The following is a 20531-nucleotide window of genomic DNA, read 5'->3' on the forward strand; positions in this document are numbered from 1 at the left end:
AAGCCACGGACCCCCGATGAGCCGCGCGGCACTGCTCGTCCTCGCCGACGGCCGGTTCCCCGCCGGAGGACACGCCCACTCCGGCGGCGCCGAACCGGCCGTAACGGCGGGGCGCGTGAAGGACGCCGCCACCCTGGAGGACTTCTGCCGGGGCCGGCTGCACACCGCGGGCCTGGTCGCCGCGGGCCTCGCCGCCGCGGCCGCCGCCGGCTGCGACCCGCTCCTCCTGGACGACGCCGCCGACGCCCGTACGCCGGTGCCGGCCCTGCGGCAGGTCGCCCGCCGCCTCGGCCGGCAGATGATGCGGGCGGCCCGCGCCACCTGGCCCGACCCCGCGCTCGACGCGCTCGCCGCGGCCCGCCCGCGCGGCGCCCACCAACCCGTCGTCCTCGGCCTCGCCGCCCGGTCCGCCGGCCTCGAACCACTGGACGCCGCCTACGCCGTCGCCTACGAGAACATCAGCGGCCCGGCCACCGCCGCCGTCCGGCTGCTGAGCCTGGACCCCTTCGACGCCACCGCCGTCCTCGCCACCCTGGCCGCCGACCTCGACGACGTGGCGGCGCGCGCGACGGAAGCCGCCCGGCGCGCCGTCACCGAAGGCCCCGACGCGCTGCCCGCCGCCTCGGCCCCGCTGCTCGACATCACCGCCCAGCAGCACGCCGCCTGGCCGGTCCGCCTCTTCGCCTCCTGACCCGCTCACCCACGACCACCCCGGCACCGCCCACGACCACCCGGCCGCCCGCCCCCACCCCAGCCACCGGAGTCACCGTGCACCTCGACCACCACGACACCTTCCCCGAGCGCCACACCTACAGCGCCGCCGGCACCCGCCGCCCGGACGGCACCCGGCGGGCGCTGCGCATCGGCCTCGGCGGCCCGGTCGGCACCGGCAAGACCGCCACCGTCGCCGCGCTCTGCCGCGAACTGCGCGAGGAGTTCTCCCTCGCCGTCGTCACCAACGACATCTACACCCGCGAGGACGCCGAATTCCTGCTCCGCGAGGCGGTCCTGCCCGCCGAGCGCATCACCGCCGTCGAGACCGGCGCCTGCCCGCACACCGCCATCCGCGACGACATCTCCGCCAACCTCGAAGCCGTCGAGGACCTGGAGGAGGACTGCGGACCGCTCGATCTCGTCCTGGTCGAATCCGGCGGCGACAACCTCACCGCGACGTTCTCCAAGGGCCTGGTCGACGCGCAGATCTTCGTCATCGACGTGGCGGGCGGCGACGACATCCCCCGCAAGGGCGGCCCCGGCGTCACGTCGTCCGACCTGCTCGTCATCAACAAGACCGACCTCGCGCCCCACGTGGGAGTCGACCTGGAGGGCATGGCACGCGACGCCAAGGCCCAGCGCGGCGAACTCCCCGTCGCCTTCACCGCCCTGAAGTCGCCCGGCGGCGTCATGCCCGTCTCCGACTGGGTCCGCGCGCGGCTGTCCGACTGGACCACGGCCCCGGCATGACCCTCGCGCCCCTCGCCCCCGCCACGACCGTCGCCGCGCCGGTGGCGGGCCTGCGGGCCACCGCCCGCGTCCTCGCGCGGACCGACGCGCACGGCGTCACCCGCCTGCCCGTCCTCGACGGCGCCGGACCGTTCGCGCTGCGCCGCGTCCGCGCTTGTGGAAACCAGGCCCGGGTGTGCGTGGTCGGCGCCATGAGCGCCCCGCTCGGCGGTGACCGGCTGTGCCTGGAGGCCACCCTGGAGGAGGGCGCGCGTCTGCGGCTCACGGCCGCCGCGGCGACCGTCGCCCTGCCCGGCCGCACCGCCGATCACGCCACGTACGACGTGCGTCTGACGGTGGGCGACGGCGCGCGGTTGGAGTGGCTGCCGGAACCGCTCATCTCCGCGGCGGGCAGCGATCTGCGGATGACCACCACCGTCGACCTGGCACCCACCGCGCGCCTGGTCCTGCGGGAGGAACAGGTCCTGGGCCGCAGCGGCGAGCGGCCGGGCACGCTGCGCAGCCGGCTGACGGTCCGCCGCGCCGGCCGCACCCTCCTGGACCAGGAGACGGCGTACGGGCCCGGCATCCCCGGCTGGGACACCTCAGCGGTGCTGGACGGGCAGCGCGCCCTGGGTCAACTCCTCGTCGTCACCCCGGAGTTCGAGGACGCGCCCGCCGAGGTCCGGCTGCTGGGGGACGCGGCGGGCGAGCGGTCCGGGGCGGGCGCGCGGACGGGTGAGGGGCAGGGCGTGCTGGCGCCGCTCGCCGGGCCCGCCGCCCTGGCCACGGCCGTCGCCCCGGACGGGCTGCGGCTGCGGCGGCTGATGGACGAGGCGGCCCGCAGCGTGGCCGCCGGGTGAGGGCGCCGGGTGAGGGCGCCGGTCCGACGCCCCCTCCCGCTCACACCTCCAGATCGCCTTCGAGCCGGGCTAAGCGGTGGCGCGCCAGTGCCAGATTGGCGCGCTTGCGGTCCAGGACCAGATAGAGGAACAGACCGTTGCCGCTCTTGCCCGTCACCGGGCGGATCAGGTGGTACTGCGAGGTCAGCGTGATGAGCATGTCCTCGATGGCGCCCTGGAGTTCGAGCATCTCCATGGTGCGCAGCTTGGCGCGTACGACGTCGGTGTTGCCGGCCGCCGCGACATTGAGATCGAAGGTGCTGTGGTCGCCGAGGGTGGCCAGGGCCATGCCGCTGGTGTAGTCGACGAGGGCGACGCCGATGGCGCCCTCGATGGTCGACATCGCGTCGGCGAGTGCGGTTTCCATGTGTGCCATGGCGGTTTCGGACCTTTCGTTGCAGGGATGCGCTTGCATGGATTCGGTTGGATGGATACGCGGGGAATCCGCGCGCGTGTCTTCGTGACGGGTGAGGTGGGTGCGGGGCGCGTGGGCGGGGGAGCGCGGGACGGGGCGTGGGTCACCGGCGCGGTGCGGTGTCCACCAGGGTGCCGATGCGCGCCGCGGCCCGGCGGGCCTGGAGGTGGAGGCGGCCCACGTTGGTGTCCGGGCTCGCCACCGCGGTGAGGACCGCGCGGTTCCCGGCCGAGTACGCCGCGACGTAGCCGCCCGCCCCGCGTGTCAGGGACTCCTCGAAGACGCCCTGCCCGGTCGCCTCGGTGAGGCGCCTGGCGACGCCGATGGCCGCGGCGGTGAGGGCCGCGAGGCCGTCCGGTTCGATGTCGCGCAGGTCGTGGGCGATGACCATGCCGTCCGCGCTGGCCACCATCGCGCCCTGGAGGTGGCGTACTTGGTCGCGCAGCGCGTGCAGTTCCTCCCGTATCCGGGGTTCGATCGTCATCAGTCTCCTTTTCACGACACGCTTTCGTATGGCGTGCCTCATGGGCGGGCCGCACAAGGGTTCACAGGTGTTCCTCCAGCGCCGTACGCAGTCGGACCAGGAGGGCAACGTCCGGATCGGCGGTCTTCGTCACGTCCGGGACCGGGAGTTGCCACGTCGGTGGGTGCCACCGGCCCGCCGGAGCGGCCGCACGCTCCTCCAGGCACGCCCCGGGCCGCCGCCGTGGCAGCCCCGCGGCCCCCTCGGGCAGCCGGATCAGGCCGGCCGCGGCCAGCCGGCGCACATCGAGCAGCGTCACGAACGCCGACCGGCCCAGCGCGCGGGCGAGTTCCTGGGGGGTGTGCCGTCCGTCGGCGTGCGCGAGCAGCCGCCGTTGCCGGGCCGTGACGGGGGCGGCGGCCGAGGACGCCGCGGCGAGCGGGACGACGGGGGAGGTGTCGGCCGCCGCCCACGGGGAGAGGCGGTCGAGCAGCGCCCGGCGGCGGTCCGTCGCCCGCCGCAGCGCGGTGACGCCGACGTGGCGGACGACGCCCAGCCAGTGCACCGCGCCGGGGGTGAACGACGTCGTTTCCGGCAGCAGGGGCAGGGCGAAGAAGGCGGCGTCCAAAAGGGCGCCGAGGTGGCAGATCTCCAGCTCGCTCTGCGTCAGCCAGCCCTGCTCCACCAGTAATCGGGCGCCCGGGTGGCGGGGGCCGGCCGTTTCGCGGGCGGCCCGCCAGTGCTTGGGGGGCACTCTTCCGGCCAGGGCGAGCCGCGCCTCGATGCCCGGCGCGACGGGGCCCTCGACCCAGCTCACCGCGCCGTCGACGAGGTAGAAGCAGCAGCCCGGGCCGTGCAGGGCGCCGGTGACCCGGTCGGCGGCCAACCGGTCGAGTGGTTCGGCCCGGCCCGGTTGGGCCCGGGCGGGCGGGCGCGGTGGTGTGGGCAGGCCCATGGCGCTCAGGCCGCGACCAGCCCGTCCGCCAGATCGCGCAGCCGCAGCCGGGCCACGGCGAGATTGGCCCGCGTGCGGTCCAGCCACAGGTAGAGGTAGGTCTGGCTGTCGAACGCCGGGTGGACGAAGCGGATCAGGTGGTAGCTGTCCGCGGCGGTGATGATGAGGTCCTCCAGGCCGGAGCCGGCGGTGTCCGCGGTGTCGAACGTGGCGTTGCGCGCCACCGCCTGCACCACCTCGGCCGTGTCCGCGGCGGCCGCTTCGTGGTCGCCGTGCGGGCCTCGTCCGGCGGTGCCGAGCGTCAGGCCGCTGGTCCAGTCGATCAGCCCGGCACCCAGAACGCCGGGAATGCCCATCGCTTGGGACAACACCTGATCGATACCCGGCACTTCGGTACTCCTTCTGCACGGCTCGGACGGGGCTGCCGGAGCGGATCCGGCTCGTACGAACCACCGCGCGAAGACGAAAACGCCGAGGCCCCCCTCGTGGCAGCCAGTGGGAGAGCCCGCACGGAAGGTTACTGAACGCGATGCGACTGGCACATGCCTGAAGGGCATGTGTACGGCAATTGACGTGTTATCGCCCCTCGGCGGCCCGTTGTCGCCCGCGGTCGCCCGGGAGGGGGCCCGTCACCCACATACCTCACAGGCATCCATCGGAGTGCCGAATCCTACGGGTTGGTAAAGAAATGGTGGTCAAACCTATTCAGGAAGCGACAAGAGACGACAGGATCCCTCTGTAGCTCTGTGATCACCGCTGCCACGAGCGGCGCACCCAGCAGGGGGAACCACCACGTGAGAAGAACAGCAGCACTCGGCGCCGCCGGCACCCTGGTGACCGGCACGCTCCTCGCCGGAGCGATAGCCGCCACACCCGCCAGCGCGGGCGAACACCACCCGCGCGGACAGGCCGAAGCACGCGGCGTACAGACCGCCGCCGCGCGCGCGGCCAAGAAGGGCATCGACTGGCAGGACTGTCCCGCGGACTGGGGCTTCAAGGCGCCCATCCAGTGCGGATACGTCACCGTCCCCGTCGACTACGCCAAGCCCGACGGACGCACCATCAAAATCGCCGTCGACCGTGCCCTCAGCACCGGCGGCAAGGAGGAGCACCAGGGCTCCCTCCTCTACAACCCCGGCGGCCCCGGCGGGTCGGGCATGCGCTTCCCGACCCGCATCACCAACAAGAGCCCGCTGTGGGCCAAGACCGCCAAGGCCTACGACTTCGTCGGCTTCGACCCCCGCGGCGTCGGCCACTCCGCCCCGATCTCCTGCGTCGACCCGCAGGAGTTCGTCAAGGCGCCCAAGGCCGACCCGGTGCCCGACAACGAGGCGGACAAGCGCGCCCAGCGCAAGCTCGCCAAGGAGTACGCCGACGGCTGCGCCGAGCGCAGCGGCGACCTCCTGCCGTACATGACGACGCCCAACACCGCCCGTGACCTGGACGTGGTGCGCGCCGCGCTCGGCGAGAAGAAGCTCAACTTCCTCGGCGTCTCCTACGGCACCTACCTCGGCGCCGTCTACGCCACGCTCTTCCCCGACCACGTACGCCGGATGCTCGTCGACAGCGTCGTCAACCCCTCCCGCGAGAAGATCTGGTACGAGGCCAACCTCGACCAGGACCTCGCCTTCGAGACGCGCTGGGGCGACTGGAAGCGGTGGGTCGCCAAGCACGACGCGGCCTACCACATCGGCGACACCCCGCAGAAGGTCCAGGCGGCGTGGGACAAGCTGCGCGCGACGGCCAAGAAGAACCCCATCGGTGGCGTCGTCGGCCCCGCCGAGCTGACCGGTTTCTTCCAGAACGCGCCCTACTACGACTCCATGTGGACCTCGGTCGCCGAGGTCTGGAGCGCCTACCTCGCCGGTGACGAGAAGCCGCTGGTGGAGAACGCCGGGCCGGACCTCAAGAACACCGCGGGCAACATCGCCTCCGAGAACGGCAACGCCGTCTACACCGCCGTCGAGTGCACCGACGCCAAGTGGCCCACCAACTGGCGCACATGGGACCGCGACAACACCCGCATCCACGCCAAGGCGCCGTTCATGACCTGGGCGAACGCCTGGATGAACCTGCCGTGCGCCACCTGGTCGGCCAAGCAGCAGCGACCGGTGGACGTCAAGACCGGCAAGGGCCTGCCCAGCGTCCTGATCGTGCAGAGCACCCGCGACGCCGCCACCCCCTACGACGGTGCCGTCGAGCTGCACCGGCGGCTCAAGGGCTCCCGCCTCATCACCGAGCGGGACGCCGGTTCGCACGGTGTCACCGGCCAGGTGAACCCCTGCATCAACGAGCGGGTCGACACCTACTTCCTGACCGGCAAGACCGACACGAAGGACGTGACCTGCGCCCCGCACGCCACGCCCGAGCCGGCCAAGGCGAGTGTGAAGGCCGCCGCCAAGAGTGCGGCCGACCTTCCGGCCGCCCCCTGAAAAACTGAGTGAGGCGCCCGCACCGGTCGCGACGCCTCGTCAGCCGCCGCGCACGGGCGGCCGGGACTCCTCCCGGCCGCCCGTGTCGCGTCAGCCCCCGAAAAGGCGGGCGAAGGCGGCCCGGGTGGGGGAGTCCTCCCGGCGGTCCAGCACCGCGAAGACCACCCGGTGGAAGCAGCCGGCGAAGCGCCCGCCGTCCAGCAGGTGCGCCGCGAACGCCCCCGCCACCTCGGCCGGTTCGTTACGGAACACCCCGCACCCCCAGGCGCCGAGCACGAGCTGACGGTGCCCGCCGGCCGCCGCGACCTCCAGCACGCGTTCCGCGCGGGTCACCAGCGCCGCCGCCACCCGGCCCGTCTCCGCCGGCCGCTGCCGCGCGATGACCCCGGCGTTCGGCGCCGCGGCGGTCAGGAACCCCGCCTCGTACGGCACCCCCAGCAGCGTGCCCCGGTCGTCACGGAAGACCGGAACGGCGGGCGAGAGGATCACCCGGTCGCTGTAGAACGGGCTCGGATCGGCCCGGTGCGCGGCGTAGAACTCCGGCGCCTCGCGCACACAGGTGTACAGCGCCGACCCGCGGCACAGCGCCTCCTCCTGGGCCTGCGCCCCGTTGAGATAGCCACCGCCGGGATTGCGGGCGGAGGCGAAGTTCAGCACCGCGGGCGGCCCGCCGCCGTCCGCCGCGACCCGACGGCCGGCCGCGAGGCTGCCTTCCCCCGTCACCTCGAACACCGTCCGCAAGCCCCCGCTCGCCCCCGGGACGGCCACCGGCTCCGGCCCGTACAACCGGGTCCCGGCCCGCGCCCGGGCCACGGCCTCCCCGATCTCCACCAGCCGCCCGCCCGGCGCGCGATACCCGCCCGCCGCCACGATCCGCTCCGTCTCCCGCGCCATCTCCCGCAGCCGGGCACTCATCGCCGGCACCCCCGTATCCGTCCTCTCACGACGATCACGCTACGTGCCACCCGGACCGGCCGCGACGGATTATCGGCAAGCGGGCCGGACGCGTCTGGGCCGTCCCGGTCACCGCGCGGGCAGGCGCGCGAGCCCCCCGCGCGCCTCGCCGGCGAGCGCCGGGCGCGAAAGTAGCGTCCCTGCTGCCGGGTAGGCGTCAGGTGGCGCACGACCACCGGGAGCCGGTCCGGCACCCCGCCAATGCGGCCCACAGCACGTCCCCTTGCGGAGGCACCCGTGAACGCGAACGAAGGCAGCCAGGAAACAGCACACCCCGTGGCCGTGATCACCGGCGCGGATTCCGGCATCGGACGGGCCACCGCCGTACGCCTGGCCCAACTCGGCATGGATATCGGCATCACCTGGCACACCGACCACGCGGGCGCCGAAGGGACGGCCGACGAGGTGCGGGCCGCCGGACGGCGGGCCGAGATCGAGCACCTGGACCTCACCCGCCTGCCGGAAGCGACGCAGGCCGTCGAGCGTCTCGCCGAACGGCTCGGCAGGATCGACGTCCTGGTCAACAACGCCGGAACGGGAACCGCCACACCCTTCCTCGACCTGGACCTCGACACCTTCCGGCAGGTCATCGACGTCGACCTGACCGGCCCGTTCCTCTGCTCGCAGCTCGCCGCCCGCCGCATGATCGCCCAGGGCGGCGGCGGCCGGATCGTCAACGTCACCAGCGTCCACGAACACCAGCCCCGGGTCGGCGCCGCCCCCTATTGCGCGGCCAAGGGCGGACTGGGCCTGCTCACCCAGGTGATGGCGCTGGAGCTCGCCGAGCACGGCATCCGTGTCAACGCCGTCGCGCCGGGGGAGATCGCGACGCCGATGACCGGTCAGGAGGACACGGACGTGTCCACCGAGAGCCGGCCCGGCGTCCCGCTGGGCCGGCCCGGTGACGCCCGCGAAGTGGCCGCGGTCATCGCGTTCCTGGCCGGTCCGCACGCGAGCTACGTCACCGGCGCCTCCTGGGCGGTCGACGGCGGCATGCTGAGGATGGGGCCGCAGGCCGGCTCGCACCTCACGGACGACGCGTGGCGGCGACCCTGAGGACGGGCCCTGGCCCTCCGTCAAGGGCGAACCGGGTCGTCAGGGCCCTCCGGGGCCCGTTCGGGTGACTCCACGGCGTGGCCCCTTGCCCGCCGCCGTCCGGCGGAGTGGCCTGGGGCCGCCGGGTGCCGCGGGGCTCAGCCGGATCTCCGCACGGGCGCCCACACCAGCCGTACCCAGGAGACAGCGATGCCTGTGAGCCGTACCCGCCCCTTCGCCCGCACCGCACCCGCCGCCGCGGCCCTGCTGACCGCCCTGACCGCGCCGGCCTCCGCCGCCACCCCGGCCGGCGCCGCCCAGACCGACGAGGACCGCGGCCTGTTCCTCACCGTCTCCGGCGGCCAGAACACCTGGATCCGGGGCGTCCGGCTCACCTGCCCCGACACCGGCGGCAGCCACCCGTTCGGCACCGCCGCCTGCGACGCGCTGACCTGGGCCAGGGGGAACTTCGACGCGCTGCGCGGCGAGCCGCACGCCTGCACCAAGGAATACGACCCGGTCACCGTCACCGCGACCGGCACCTGGCGCGGCACACCCGTGGAATGGCACAAGGACTTCCCCAGCGCCTGCACCATGGACGCCGCCACCGGGCCCGTCTTCCGCTTCTGAGCCCGCGGCCCGGCGTCACACCTGCCGCGCCGCCAGCACGCCGACGGTGACCAGCGCCAGCACCACCCACGAGAACCAGAGCCAGCCGTTGCCGCCCAGCGCCACGGTGTAGGCGGTGGCGACGACCAGCCCGCCCACCGTGCACACGGCCATCGTCCTAGCAGATCCGGGCATACCCGCAACCTCCTCACGGCAGCCCGCGACATCCCACGCCACGGGCCGCGGCCATGGGACCATCGTCCCCGGCCGCGGCCCGTACCGCCAGACTCCGCGCGTCCCCCGTGCCGCTACCCCCGGGCGTTGAGCGAGGCGAGATAGGCGTTGTAGTCCGCCAGATCCTTGTCCCCGTCGCGGTCCGCGGCCCGGTCCGAACGCTGCGACTGGCGCTCCTCGGACTTGTACCACTGGAAGACCAGAGCGATCAGCACCACGACCGACGGGATCTCGCTGAACGCCCAGGCGATCCCGCCCGCGGACGTCTGGTCGGCCAGCGCCTCGATGCCCAGGGAGGCCGGGGGATGGGTGTACGTGCCGACCATCGGCTCGGACGCCATCATCAGGGCGATGCCGAAGAACGCGTGGAAGGGCATGCCCGCGAACAGCTCCAGCATCCGCATCACATAGCCGGGGCGGTGCGGCCCCGGGTCGACGCCCATGATCGGCCAGAAGAACACCAGGCCGACGGCGAGGAAGTGCACCATCATCGCGATGTGCCCGGTCCGCGACCCCATCAGGAAGTCGAACAGCGGCGAGAAATACAGCGCGTACAGGCTCGCGATGAACAGCGGGATGGTGAACGCCGGATGCGAGATGATCCGCAGGTAGCGGCTGTGCAGCAGCGCCACCAGCAGCTCGCGCGGTCCCTTGCGGCCGCGCCCGGCGGTCGGCAGCGCCCGCAGCGCCAGCGTCACCGGCGCGCCCAGCAGCAGCAGGATCGGCGACAGCATGCTGATGACCATGTGCTGCACCATGTGCACGCTGAACATCGCCATGCCGTAGTCGTTGAGCTTGGTGCACATCACCAGCGCGACGGTCAGGACCCCCACGACCCAGGCGACGATCCGGCCCGCCGGCCAGCGGTCGCCGCGCCGCCGCAGCCGCAGCACCGCCCAGCCGTACAGGCCCAGCCCCAGCAGGCAGCCGACCAAGAAGAACGGATCTCCGCCGAACTCCAGCCCCCGCCCCAGCGTGAACGGCGGCAGATCCATGTTCATGCCGTGCCCGCTGTGATCCATCCGCTCGCTCCTGATTCGTACCAATGCTCCGGCGACCAGACTAGAGCCGCCCCCGGCCGAGGACGCGGCCGGGGGCGGTTCGTACGGAGGGACTAGCGGCCCCGGATCACAGCACGCACTCGGCCTCGGCGTAGCGCTCGGTGGGGACGGTCTTGAGCGTCTCGACGGCCTCGGCCAGCGGGACCAGCGTGATGTCGGTGCCGCGCAGCGCGGTCATCATGCCGAACTCACCGCGGTGCGCGGCCTCGACGGCGTGCCAGCCGAAACGGGTGGCCAGCACCCGGTCGTAGGCGGTCGGCGTACCGCCGCGCTGCACATGGCCGAGGATGACCGGCCGGGCCTCCTTGCCCAGGCGGTCCTCCAGCTCCACCGAGAGCTGCCGGGCCACGCCGGCGAACCGCTCGTGGCCGTACATGTCCTTGCCGCCGATGTCGAACGCCATGGTGCCCTCGCGCGGCTTGGCACCCTCCGCGACCACCACGATCGCGAACTTCTTGCCGGCCGAGAAGCGTGCGGCGACCCGCGCCGTCAACTCCTCGATGTCGAACGGGCGCTCCGGCACGACGATCGCGTGCGCGCCCGCCGCCATCCCCGAATGCAGCGCGATCCAGCCGGTGTGCCGCCCCATCACCTCGACGATCATCACCCGCTGGTGCGATTCGGCGGTCGTCTTCAGGCGGTCCAGCGCCTCGGTCGCGACACCCACCGCGGTGTCGAAACCGAACGTCACGTCCGTGACGGCGATGTCGTTGTCGATCGTCTTCGGCACGCCGACGATCGGCAGCCCGGCGTCGGACAGCAGCCGCGCCGCCTTCAGCGTGCCCTCGCCGCCGATCGGGATGATCGCGTCCAGGCCCAGCTCGGCGACGTGGCCGCGGGCCCGCTCCACGCCGTCGCGCAGATGCGCGGGCTGCACCCGGGAGGAGCCCAGGATCGTGCCGCCGAGCGCCAGGATGCCGCCGACGGCGTCGAGGTCGAGCTTGCGGTAGTCGGCCTCCAGCAGGCCCTTCCAGCCATCACGGAAGCCGATCACCTCATCGCCGTGATCGGCGGTGGCGCGGTGGACGACGGACCGGATGACGGCGTTCAGACCGGGGCAGTCGCCGCCGGAGGTGAGCACACCAATGCGCATGGATCGTCAGACTTTCTGCAACTCAACCGGATGCCCGGACCCCGTCGTCCGGTTGGATCCCGCTCACCCTACAAGCGCGCGGCCTCCGGGCACACGTACGCCCGCGGTGCAAGACCGCGGGCGTACGGAAACGGGAGATAACGGACCAGGGTGCGCCGGGCCCGCGAGCGGGATCAGGCGGGCTGCGTCGCCGCGGCGATCCGCTCCTGGCGCAGCGCCTCGTACCACCGGTCGTCGGCCGGCGGCAGCGCGTTCACATCGAGTGCCAGCTTGATCAGCAGGTCCGCGATGTGCGGGTTGCGGGCCATCACCGGGCCGTGCATGTAGGTGCCGAAGACGGTGTCGTTGTACGCGCCCTCGTAGCCGTCGCCGACGCCGTTGCCCTTGCCGAACCGCACCTTCGCGAACGGCCGGGCGGTCTGCCCCAGATGCGTCACGCCCTGGTGGTTCTCGAAGCCGGTCAGCGGCGGCAGGCCGAGCTGCGGGTCGATGTCGGCCAATACGTCGCCGACGCACCGCTCGCCCTCGCCGCGGCTGCTCACCACGTCGAGCAGCCCCAGGCCCTGCTGGCGCTCGCCGAGGTCGTTGATGAACTCGTGCCCCAGGATCTGGTAGCCGGCGCACACCGAGAACACGATCGCGCCGTTGGAGACCGCGCGGCTCAGGCCGCCGTCGCGGATCAGCCGCTCGGACGCCAGCCGCTGCGGCCGGTCCTCGCCGCCGCCGATCAGGTAGATGTCACCGGAGGTGGGGATCTGCTGGTCGGAGCGGACGTCCAGGCGCTGCACGTCCAGGCCGCGCTGACGCGCCCGCCGCTCCACCACCAGGGCGTTGCCCTGGTCGCCGTACGTGCTCAGCAGGTCCGGGTAGATCCACACCAGCCGCAGGCTGTTGTCACTCATGCTCGCTCGTCCTTGTCCGCGCATCGTCAGTTGCCCACCCGTCGGCGCAGGTCCTGGAACGCCGTGTAGTTGGCGATGACCTCGATCCGGCCGGGCGGCGCCATCCGCACCGCCTCGTCGAGACTTTCGCACACCTCGAAGTCGAGCCCGGCGACCTCCAGCCGTACCGCCAGGTCCAGCCTGCGGTCGCCCAGCACGAAGATCGGGTGCCCGGCGAGCCGGGTGTAGTCGACGTCCCAGAGCCAGGAGGTGTCCGTACCGTCCGCGCCGCGCGCGTTCACCGACATGATCACCGGGGTCGGCGGCGGGTCGATCAGCGAGAACGTCTCCAGCCAGCCGGCCGGGTTCTTCGCCAGCAGCAGCCGCAGCTCCCGCTCCATGAAGGTGACGACGTCATAGCGGCCGGCGACCGCCTGCACCGCGTACATCCGCTCCAGCGCGACCTGCGGCGGCACCCCGAACGCGGCGGCGACCGCGGCCGAGGTCGTGGCGTTGGCCTTGTTGGCGCGGCCCGGCAACTGGAGCTTGATCGGCCACGCGCTGCCGTGCGGGTCCAGGACGTGATCGCCGGACAGCGCCCAACTGGGCAGGGGGCGGCGGAAGCCGCACTCACCGCAGAACCAGTCCTCGCCCGGCCGCTGCATCACACCACCGCACGAGGGGCAGGACCAGGCGTCGTCCTTCCACTCCTGCCCGGCCGCGACCCACACCACGTTCGCGGACGACGAGGCCGCCCACACGATCAGCGGGTCGTCCGCGTTGGCGATGATCAGGGCCTTGGAGCCGGCCAGGCCCTCGCGCCAGTGCTCGGCCAGCATGCGGGTCTCCGCGGCCCGGTCGAGCTGGTCGCGGGAGAGGTTCAGCAGCGCTATGGCCTTCGGCGTCACGTCCCGTGCCACGCCGGCGAGGTACTTCTCGTCCACCTCGATGACGCCGTACCGGGCGTCGGAGCCGCCGGCCAGCGCGGAGGTGATGCCCGCCGGCATGTTCGCGCCGAGCGCGTTGGAGACGACCGGGCCGCTGGCCCGCAGCGCCTCCGCGATCAGCCGCGTCGTGGTCGTCTTGCCGTTGGTCGCCGACACCAGGATGACGTCCAGGTGTCGTGCCAGCCGGGCCAGCAGGTCGGGGTCGAGCTTGAGCGCCACCCGGCCACCGATCACCGATCCGCTGCCGCGGCCCGCCGCGCGCGATACCGCCGCCGCGGCCTTGCCCGCCGTCACGGCCAGCTTGGCCCGCGGCGACAGCGGCTCCGTGTTGCCTGCCATCGTCCTTGATCCTCCTTGCATCCGGCGCCCTCCCGCCCTGTGGGCTGCCGGTGAGACGCCTCCTCCGCAGCCGATGACCGGCCGGAGGCTTCGGTCGGGGATCAGCCTATCGAGATCCGGCCGTGGGCCCGAACCCCGCCACCCGTCGGACGACATCCTCTCCGGCCGGGACCGTACCCTTGCCCCCATGCCTTCCCGCACCATCCCCGGCCGCACCGGCCGCCCCCGCCCCTTGCGGCTCCTGGGCGATCCGGCCCTGAGCGAGCCCTGCCGGGAGGTCACCGCCTTCGACGGCGAACTGGCCCGGCTCATCGAGGACATGTTCGCCACGATGTACGCCGCCCGGGGCGTGGGCCTCGCCGCCAACCAGATCGGCGTGCCGCTGCGGGTGTTCGTCTACGACTGCCCCGACGACGAGGACGTCCGGCATTTGGGGCATCTCGTCAACCCCCGCCTCGTCGAAGCCGGCGGTCCGGTCTTCCGCGGGCCGGAGGGCTGCCTGTCGCTGCCCGGTATCGAGGCCGGCACGCCGCGCCACGACGAGGCGGTGGTGGCGGGTTTCAGCGCGACCGGCGAGCCCCGGACGGTGTCCGGCACGGGATTCTTCGCCCGCTGCCTCCAGCACGAGTGCGACCACCTCGACGGCGGCCTCTACGTCGACCGCCTCACGGGTCTGCGCCGCCGCCGTGCGCTGCGGGCGGCGGCCAGGGCTCCCTGGGCGGCGGGGGCGTCCGGCCGCTGAGCGGCCGGCTTCCCCGACGGGTTCTCAGAAGCCGGGACCGTCCGCGCGGTCCTTGACGGTGGCCAGTTGGCCCCACAGCAGGTTGGTGAGGTGCTGCACCAACTGCTCGCGGGAGCAGGGCCGTTCGCGCAGCCACCAGTCGCCGGCCGCGTGCATCATGCCGACTATGCCGTGCCCCCACACCCGCGCGGTCTCCTCGCCGTCCGGCCCCAGGTCGAGCCGCTCGGCGATCACCTTGGCCAGCTCCTCGCCGAGCCGGCGCAGCAGGGGAGCGGAGTGCCGTCCGACGTCGAAGCCGGACTCCGCCTGGTTGTCCTCGTCGGCCGGGTGCATCAGGAAGCGGTAGACCTGCGGCCGGGTCTCGATGGCGACGAGATAGGTGTCGAGCGTCGCCTCGACGCGGTCGCGTCGCAGCACCGGTGCGTCCAGTGCCGCCCGCAGGCTCGCCAGCAAGGCGTCGGTGTGCCGTACGGCGAGTGCGCGGTAGAGCCCGCCCTTGTCGCCGAAGTGCCGATAGAGGATCGGCTTGGTGATGCCCGCCTCGGCGGCGATGGCGTTCATCGACGCTTCCGGGCCGTCGCGCAGCACGATCCGTTCCGCGGCCTCCAGCAGCTCTCGCCGCCGGCGCGCGGTCGCCGCCTGCTGGCGACCGTTGTGCTGTGTGTTCTCCATGGTCGTGCTCCCCACCCTTGTGAATCCGTGGCGCTCGCGCAACGTAACACCCGCCCTCGGCGGCGAAATCGAGACGCTGTGGAGTTGACATTCCTTACTGGCGAGTAACAGACTTTGGTTACCGCAAGTAACACGCAAGAGTTCGCAGCGCTGGAGGGGACATGGCCGAGTTCACCATGGAGCTCAACGACGAGCAGAAGGAAGTCCGTGACTGGATTCACGGCTTCGCCGCGGACGTCATGCGCCCCGCGGCCGCCGAATGGGACGAGCGCGAGGAGACCCCCTGGCCCGTCATCCAGGAAGCCGCGAAAATCGGCCTGTATTCCCTCGACTTCTACGCCCAGCAGTTCTTCGACCCCACGGGCCTCGGCATCCCCATGGCGATGGAGGAGCTGTTCTGGGGCGACGCCGGCATCGGCCTGTCGATCGTCGGCACCGGCCTGGCCGCGGTCGGCGTGCTCGCCAACGGCACCGAGGAGCAGATCGGCACCTGGGTGCCGCAGATGTACGGCGACGCCAGTGACGTGAAGGTCGCCGCCTTCTGCTCCTCCGAGCCGGACGCCGGCTCGGACGTCTCCGCCATGCGCACCCGCGCCGTCTACGACGAGGCCAAGGACGAGTGGGTGCTCAACGGCACCAAGACCTGGGCCACCAACGGCGGCATCGCCAACGTCCACGTCGTCGTCGCGGTCGTCGACCCCGACGCCGGCTCCAAGGGCCACGCCTCCTTCATCATTCCGCCGAACACCCCCGGACTGTCCCAGGGCCAGAAGTTCAAGAAGCACGGCATCCGCGCCTCCCACACCGCCGAGGTCGTCCTGGAGAACGTCCGGGTTCCCGGCCACTGCCTGCTCGGCGGCAAGGAGAAGCTCGACGAGCGCCTGGCCCGGGCCCGCGAGCGGGCGAAGAACGGCGGCGAGCGCGTGAAGAACGCGGCGATGGCCACCTTCGAGGCGTCCCGCCCGGCCGTCGGCGCGATGGCGGTCGGCACCGCCCGTGCCGCCTACGAAGAGGCGCTGGAGTACGCCAAGACCCGCTCCCAGTTCGGCCGCCCGATCATCGACAACCAGGGCGTCGCCTTCCAGCTCGCCGACATGCGCACCCAGGTCGACGCGGCCCGTCTCCTGGTCTGGCGCGCCTCCTGGATGGCGACCACGGGCAAGCCCTTCACCTCCGCCGAGGGCTCCATGTCCAAGCTCTACGCGAGCGAGGTCGCCAAGAAGGTCACCGCCCAGGCCGTCCAGATCCTCGGCGGCAACGGCTTCACCCGCGAATACCCGGTCGAGCGCATGCACCGCGACGCGGCGATCTACACGATCTTCGAGGGCACCAGCGAGATCCAGCGCCTGGTCATCGCCCGCACGCTGTCGGGCATGCCGATCCGCTAGCTCCTGTCGGCTCCGCCGGCTCCTGTCGGCCTGGGCCGACGAGACGGCACGGGAGAACGCGGCCCGTGCCGGCCGGCACCGGACGTTCGCCTCAGAGGCCCTGTCCCCTTTCCGGGGGCGGGGCCTCTTCCGTTGCGCCCGCCTCGCCCGCCGCCCGGACGGGCCAATGCCCTGCGTCCATCCGCGTGCGCGCGCGAGCCGACACCCCGCGCCCCCCTCCCGCACGCCGCGCCGCGCCGCAGACTGGCCGCTCCCGCCCCTTCCCCGCTTCCGAAGGGCCACCGTCGTGCCGGCACTCCTGCCCGCAGCTCTCGACCGGGCCGCGGCTCGCCGCCTCGCCGGCCCGGCGAAGGACGAGGCGTGGGCGGACCTCGTCCGGCGATACCCGCGCACGGCACCGGCCGACCCCGCGGCCCGGAAGCTGCTGACCGCCACCGTCGACGAGCTCGTCGCGGAGGCCCTCCGCTGTGTCCCGGCGCACGGCACCCGCCCTGCGGTCGAAGTGCGCCTGCCCGGCCGGCTCGCCCGCGTCCTCCCCGACCGCCTGCACCGCCGCCGGCCCGGCCTCTCCCACCGCCCGTCCACGCAGCTCGCCGTCGCCGCCGCGATCCTGCGTGAGTGGGGCTGGCAGCGGCGACCGCACCGCCTGCGCGACCTCCGCGGCCGGCGCTGCGTCTGCGGCGCCCTCCTCACCGCCGTCGCCCTGGGCGTCGGCACCGAGGACACGGCCGAACGCGCCGCCGGCCACGTCCTGGCCGAACTCCGCGACCGGGGCTGGGGCGCGCTGATCGGCGACTGGAACCAGGTCCCGGGCCGGACCGCCGAACAGGCCGTCGCCCTGGTGGACGCGGCCCGCCGACGAGCGTCCCGGGCGGGCGACTAGCCGGGTCGCCCCGGGGCCCCGGAGTCGCGCCTCGCATCGCGGACATTCCGACGGTCTTCCGTCGGCCTCCCCTTGACGATCGGATCGTCTCGTTCTACGTTCCTTCCATAAAGCAAAACATTAATTCCATGATACGGAATTAAGAACCTCCGGCCTGTCGGCCGGAACTTGCCCCTGACAGGTCGACGCAGGAGTACCGATGCCTCGCATGACAGCCGCCCGCGCCGCAGTGGAGATCCTCAAGCGCGAAGGCGTGACCAACGCCTTCGGAGTGCCGGGCGCGGCCATCAACCCGTTCTACGCAGCGCTCAAGGGCGCGGGCGGGATCGACCACACGCTCGCCCGTCACGTCGAGGGCGCCTCGCACATGGCCGAGGGCTACACCCGGGCCAACCCGGGCAACATCGGTGTCTGCATCGGCACGTCCGGCCCGGCCGGCACCGACATGATCACCGGGCTCTACTCCGCGATCGGCGACTCGATCCCGATCCTGTGCATCACCGGCCAGGCGCCGACCTCGGTGATCCACAAGGAGGACTTCCAGGCCGTCGACATCGCCTCGATCGCCAAGCCGGTCACCAAGGCCGCCACCACCGTGCTGGAGGCCGCCCAGGTCCCCGGCGTCTTCCAGCAGGCGTTCCACCTGATGCGCTCCGGCCGTCCCGGCCCGGTCCTGATCGACCTGCCGATCGACGTCCAGCTCACCGAGATCGAGTTCGACCCCGAGACCTACGAGCCGCTCCAGGCGTACAAGCCGGCCGCGACCCGTGCCCAGGTCGAGAAGGCCCTCACGCTGCTCAACGAGTCCGAGCGCCCGCTGATCGTCGCCGGTGGCGGCATCATCAACGCCGACGCCTCCGAGCTGCTGGTGGAGTTCGCCGAGCTGACCGGCACCCCGGTCATCCCCACCCTGATGGGCTGGGGCATCCTCGCCGACGACCACGAGCTGAACGCCGGCATGGTGGGTCTGCAGACCTCGCACCGCTACGGCAACGCCAACTTCCTGGAGTCGGACTTCGTCCTCGGCATCGGCAACCGCTGGGCCAACCGCCACACCGGCAAGCTGGACGTCTACACCCAGGGCCGCAAGTTCGTCCACGTCGACATCGAGCCGACCCAGATCGGCAAGATCTTCGCCCCGGACTACGGCATCGCCTCCGACGCCAAGGCCGCCCTGGAGCTCTTCGTCGAGGTGGCGAAGGAGCTCAAGGCCGCGGGCAAGCTGCCCGACCGCAGCGCCTGGGCCGCCTCCACCCAGGAGCGCAAGGCGCAGCTCCAGCGGCGTACGCACTTCGACAACATCCCCATGAAGCCGCAGCGCGTCTACGAGGAGATGAACAAGGCGTTCGGCCCGGAGACTCGCTACGTCACCACCATCGGCCTCTCCCAGATCGCCGGCGCGCAGATGCTGCACGTCTACAAGCCGCGCCACTGGATCAACTGCGGTCAGGCCGGCCCCCTCGGCTGGACCATCCCGGCCGCCCTGGGTGTCGCCAAGGCCGACCCCGAGACGCCGGTCGTCGCCCTCTCCGGTGACTACGACTTCCAGTTCATGCTCGAAGAGCTGGCCGTCGGCGCCCAGCACAAGATCCCCTACGTCCACGTCCTGGTGAACAACGCCTACCTGGGCCTGATCCGCCAGGCGCAGCGCAACCTCGACATCAACTTCCAGGTCAACCTGGAGTTCGAGAACATCAACTCCCCCGAGCTGGGCGTCTACGGCGTGGACCACGTCAAGGTCGTCGAGGGCCTGGGCTGCAAGGCGATCCGGGTCACCGACCCCAGCGAGCTGGGTGCCGCCCTGGAGGAGGCCAAGAAGCTCGCCGCCGAGCACAGCGTGCCGGTCGTCGTCGAGGTGATCCTCGAGCGGATCACCAACATCTCGATGAGCGGCAGCGACATCGCCAGCGTCAACGAGTGGGAGGAGATCGCGACCGAGCCCGGTCACGCTCCCACCGCGATCAAGCCGCTCAAGGTCTGACACCGGACCTGATCCGGAGTGGTGTGCCCGGGCGCGGCTTGACGGTCGCGCCCGGCCTCGCCACCATCCCGTAAAAACAGAAACAAAAATCCGCTATCCGGAAGGGGTGTCGGCCTTATGGGTTTCTCGGACACGCGCTTCAACGTCAATCTGTCGATCCTGTTCACCGAGCTTCCGTTGCTGGAGCGGCCGGCGGCCGCGCGGGCGGCGGGGTTCACGGCGGTGGAGTTGTGGTGGCCGTGGGTGGATGCCCCGGTGCCGGAGCGGTCGGAGCTGGACGCGCTGCGCGATGCGCTGAACGACGCGGGGACGGCGTTGGTGGGGCTGAACTTCTACGCCGGGCAGTTGCCGGGCCCCGACCGTGGCGCGCTGTCGGTGCCGGGTGAGGAGTCGGACAAGTTCCGCGCCAATGTCCCGGTGGCGATCGAGTTCGCGACGTCGCTGGGCTGCACCACCTTCAACGCCCTCTACGGCAACCGGGTGGAGGGGGTGTCGCCGCAGGAGCAGGACGCGCTGGCGCTGGAGAACCTGACCTTCGCCGCGCGGGCGGTGGGCGAGGTGGGCGGCACGCTGCTGATCGAGGCGCTCAACGCGCCCGAGTCGCCGAAGTGCCCGATCGTCTCCGCGCCGAAGGCCATCGAGATCGTCGACGCGGTCAACGCCGCCACCGGCCTGGACAACGCCCGGTTCCTGATGGACCTCTACCACCTGTCGATGAACGGCGAGGACCTGGACGAGGTCATCGACCGCTACACCGACAAGACCGCGCACGTCCAGATCGCCGACAACCCCGGCCGCGGCGCGCCCGGCACCGGATCACTGGACTTCACCGCGCTGCTCGACCGCCTCAAGAAGGCCGGCTACAGCGGCTGGATCGGCCTGGAGTACAAGCCCGGCGACGGCCCCAGCGCGGGCGCCTTCGAATGGCTCCCGGCCCCGCTGCGCGCCGCCACCTCCTGACGAGCCCCGCCCTGACGTACGCCCTGTTTGTTCGAAAGAGGATTTCCGATGAGTAACCTTCCCAAGATCGCGTGGATCGGGCTGGGCATCATGGGCTCGCCCATGGCCGAGAACCTGCTCAAGGCCGGCTACAGCGTCTCCG

23 protein-coding genes are annotated in these 20531 nt (G+C 72.3%); 12 read left to right on the forward strand and 11 right to left on the reverse strand.

Annotated elements, in window-relative coordinates:
- Positions 1-16: 16 nt before the first annotated feature.
- The 3 genes from ACZ45Z_RS03715 (at position 17) to ACZ45Z_RS03725 (ending at position 2306) form a co-directional block, all read left to right on the forward strand.
- Positions 17-691: an urease accessory protein UreF gene (locus ACZ45Z_RS03715; protein ID WP_468355416.1), complete on the forward strand. Its 675-nt coding sequence runs from the start codon at positions 17-19 to the stop codon at positions 689-691.
- A 77-nt stretch (positions 692-768) separates the two neighbouring features.
- A complete protein-coding gene (gene ureG, locus ACZ45Z_RS03720; protein ID WP_468355419.1) occupies positions 769-1464 on the forward strand; it encodes an urease accessory protein UreG in 696 nt (231 codons plus the stop codon).
- Positions 1461-2306, forward strand: coding sequence for an urease accessory protein UreD (locus tag ACZ45Z_RS03725; RefSeq protein ID WP_468355422.1), 846 nt, complete (start codon positions 1461-1463; stop codon positions 2304-2306). The genes ureG and ACZ45Z_RS03725 overlap by 4 nt, the downstream gene beginning before the upstream one ends.
- 40 nt (positions 2307-2346) lie before the next feature.
- On the opposite strand, the gene ACZ45Z_RS03730 is transcribed toward ACZ45Z_RS03725, so the two are convergent.
- The 4 genes from ACZ45Z_RS03730 to ACZ45Z_RS03745 form a co-directional block, all read right to left on the reverse strand.
- Positions 2347-2721: a roadblock/LC7 domain-containing protein gene (locus tag ACZ45Z_RS03730; RefSeq protein WP_468355425.1), complete on the reverse strand. Its 375-nt coding sequence runs from the start codon at positions 2719-2721 to the stop codon at positions 2347-2349.
- A gap of 142 nt (positions 2722-2863) precedes the next feature.
- Positions 2864-3244 carry a roadblock/LC7 domain-containing protein gene (locus ACZ45Z_RS03735; protein WP_468355428.1) on the reverse strand — a complete coding sequence of 127 codons (381 nt, stop codon included), beginning with the start codon at positions 3242-3244 and terminating at the stop codon, positions 2864-2866.
- Positions 3245-3305: 61 nt separating this feature from the next.
- Positions 3306-4178, reverse strand: coding sequence for a hypothetical protein (locus ACZ45Z_RS03740; protein ID WP_468355431.1), 873 nt, complete (start codon positions 4176-4178; stop codon positions 3306-3308).
- A 5-nt stretch (positions 4179-4183) separates the two neighbouring features.
- A complete protein-coding gene (locus ACZ45Z_RS03745) occupies positions 4184-4567 on the reverse strand; it encodes a hypothetical protein (protein WP_468355434.1) in 384 nt (127 codons plus the stop codon).
- Positions 4568-4972: 405 nt separating this feature from the next.
- Between ACZ45Z_RS03745 and ACZ45Z_RS03750 the strand changes: the two genes are divergently transcribed.
- Positions 4973-6610, forward strand: a complete 1638-nt coding sequence (locus ACZ45Z_RS03750) for an alpha/beta hydrolase (RefSeq protein WP_468355437.1) — start codon at positions 4973-4975, stop codon at positions 6608-6610.
- A gap of 90 nt (positions 6611-6700) precedes the next feature.
- Here ACZ45Z_RS03750 and ACZ45Z_RS03755 read toward each other — a convergent pair whose 3' ends face one another.
- Positions 6701-7525, reverse strand: a complete 825-nt coding sequence (locus tag ACZ45Z_RS03755) for a TIGR02452 family protein (protein ID WP_468355440.1) — start codon at positions 7523-7525, stop codon at positions 6701-6703.
- Between the two features lie 315 nt (positions 7526-7840).
- Between ACZ45Z_RS03755 and ACZ45Z_RS03760 the strand changes: the two genes are divergently transcribed.
- On the forward strand, positions 7841-8620 hold the full coding sequence (locus ACZ45Z_RS03760) for an SDR family oxidoreductase (RefSeq protein ID WP_468355585.1): 780 nt from the start codon (positions 7841-7843) through the stop codon (positions 8618-8620).
- Positions 8621-8809: 189 nt separating this feature from the next.
- Positions 8810-9229 carry an SSI family serine proteinase inhibitor gene (locus tag ACZ45Z_RS03765; protein WP_468355443.1) on the forward strand — a complete coding sequence of 140 codons (420 nt, stop codon included), beginning with the start codon at positions 8810-8812 and terminating at the stop codon, positions 9227-9229.
- Positions 9230-9244: 15 nt separating this feature from the next.
- Here ACZ45Z_RS03765 and ACZ45Z_RS03770 read toward each other — a convergent pair whose 3' ends face one another.
- From ACZ45Z_RS03770 to ACZ45Z_RS03790, 5 genes are all read right to left on the reverse strand, one after another.
- Positions 9245-9403 carry a hypothetical protein gene (locus ACZ45Z_RS03770; RefSeq protein ID WP_468355446.1) on the reverse strand — a complete coding sequence of 53 codons (159 nt, stop codon included), beginning with the start codon at positions 9401-9403 and terminating at the stop codon, positions 9245-9247.
- Positions 9404-9516: 113 nt separating this feature from the next.
- Positions 9517-10464, reverse strand: a complete 948-nt coding sequence (locus tag ACZ45Z_RS03775; RefSeq protein WP_468355449.1) for a cytochrome c oxidase assembly protein — start codon at positions 10462-10464, stop codon at positions 9517-9519.
- Positions 10465-10570: 106 nt separating this feature from the next.
- Positions 10571-11596: a 6-phosphofructokinase gene (locus ACZ45Z_RS03780; protein ID WP_468355452.1), complete on the reverse strand. Its 1026-nt coding sequence runs from the start codon at positions 11594-11596 to the stop codon at positions 10571-10573.
- A gap of 173 nt (positions 11597-11769) precedes the next feature.
- Positions 11770-12498, reverse strand: a complete 729-nt coding sequence (locus ACZ45Z_RS03785; protein WP_468355455.1) for a type 1 glutamine amidotransferase — start codon at positions 12496-12498, stop codon at positions 11770-11772.
- A 26-nt stretch (positions 12499-12524) separates the two neighbouring features.
- Positions 12525-13763: a DUF1727 domain-containing protein gene (locus ACZ45Z_RS03790; protein WP_468355458.1), complete on the reverse strand. Its 1239-nt coding sequence runs from the start codon at positions 13761-13763 to the stop codon at positions 12525-12527.
- Positions 13764-13950: 187 nt separating this feature from the next.
- Here ACZ45Z_RS03790 and def point away from each other — a divergent pair, with 187 nt between their 5' ends.
- Positions 13951-14505: a peptide deformylase gene (def, locus tag ACZ45Z_RS03795; RefSeq protein ID WP_468355461.1), complete on the forward strand. Its 555-nt coding sequence runs from the start codon at positions 13951-13953 to the stop codon at positions 14503-14505.
- A gap of 24 nt (positions 14506-14529) precedes the next feature.
- On the opposite strand, the gene ACZ45Z_RS03800 is transcribed toward def, so the two are convergent.
- Positions 14530-15177, reverse strand: coding sequence for a TetR/AcrR family transcriptional regulator (locus ACZ45Z_RS03800; protein ID WP_468355464.1), 648 nt, complete (start codon positions 15175-15177; stop codon positions 14530-14532).
- Between the two features lie 161 nt (positions 15178-15338).
- Here ACZ45Z_RS03800 and ACZ45Z_RS03805 point away from each other — a divergent pair, with 161 nt between their 5' ends.
- The 5 genes from ACZ45Z_RS03805 to ACZ45Z_RS03825 all read left to right on the forward strand — a co-directional run.
- A complete protein-coding gene (locus tag ACZ45Z_RS03805) occupies positions 15339-16565 on the forward strand; it encodes an acyl-CoA dehydrogenase family protein (protein WP_468355467.1) in 1227 nt (408 codons plus the stop codon).
- Positions 16566-16851: 286 nt separating this feature from the next.
- On the forward strand, positions 16852-17448 hold the full coding sequence (locus ACZ45Z_RS03810; RefSeq protein WP_468355470.1) for a DUF6197 family protein: 597 nt from the start codon (positions 16852-16854) through the stop codon (positions 17446-17448).
- 199 nt (positions 17449-17647) lie between these two features.
- Positions 17648-19429, forward strand: a complete 1782-nt coding sequence (gene gcl, locus ACZ45Z_RS03815) for a glyoxylate carboligase (RefSeq protein WP_468355474.1) — start codon at positions 17648-17650, stop codon at positions 19427-19429.
- 117 nt (positions 19430-19546) lie between these two features.
- The gene (locus ACZ45Z_RS03820; RefSeq protein ID WP_468355477.1) at positions 19547-20389 is read left to right on the forward strand and encodes a TIM barrel protein; all 843 of its coding nucleotides are present in this window, start codon (positions 19547-19549) and stop codon (positions 20387-20389) included.
- Positions 20390-20437: 48 nt separating this feature from the next.
- The coding region (locus ACZ45Z_RS03825; protein ID WP_468355588.1) for an NAD(P)-binding domain-containing protein at positions 20438-20531 on the forward strand (94 nt) is incomplete at its 3' end.

Source organism: Streptomyces sp. NPDC031210, from assembly GCF_055570395.1.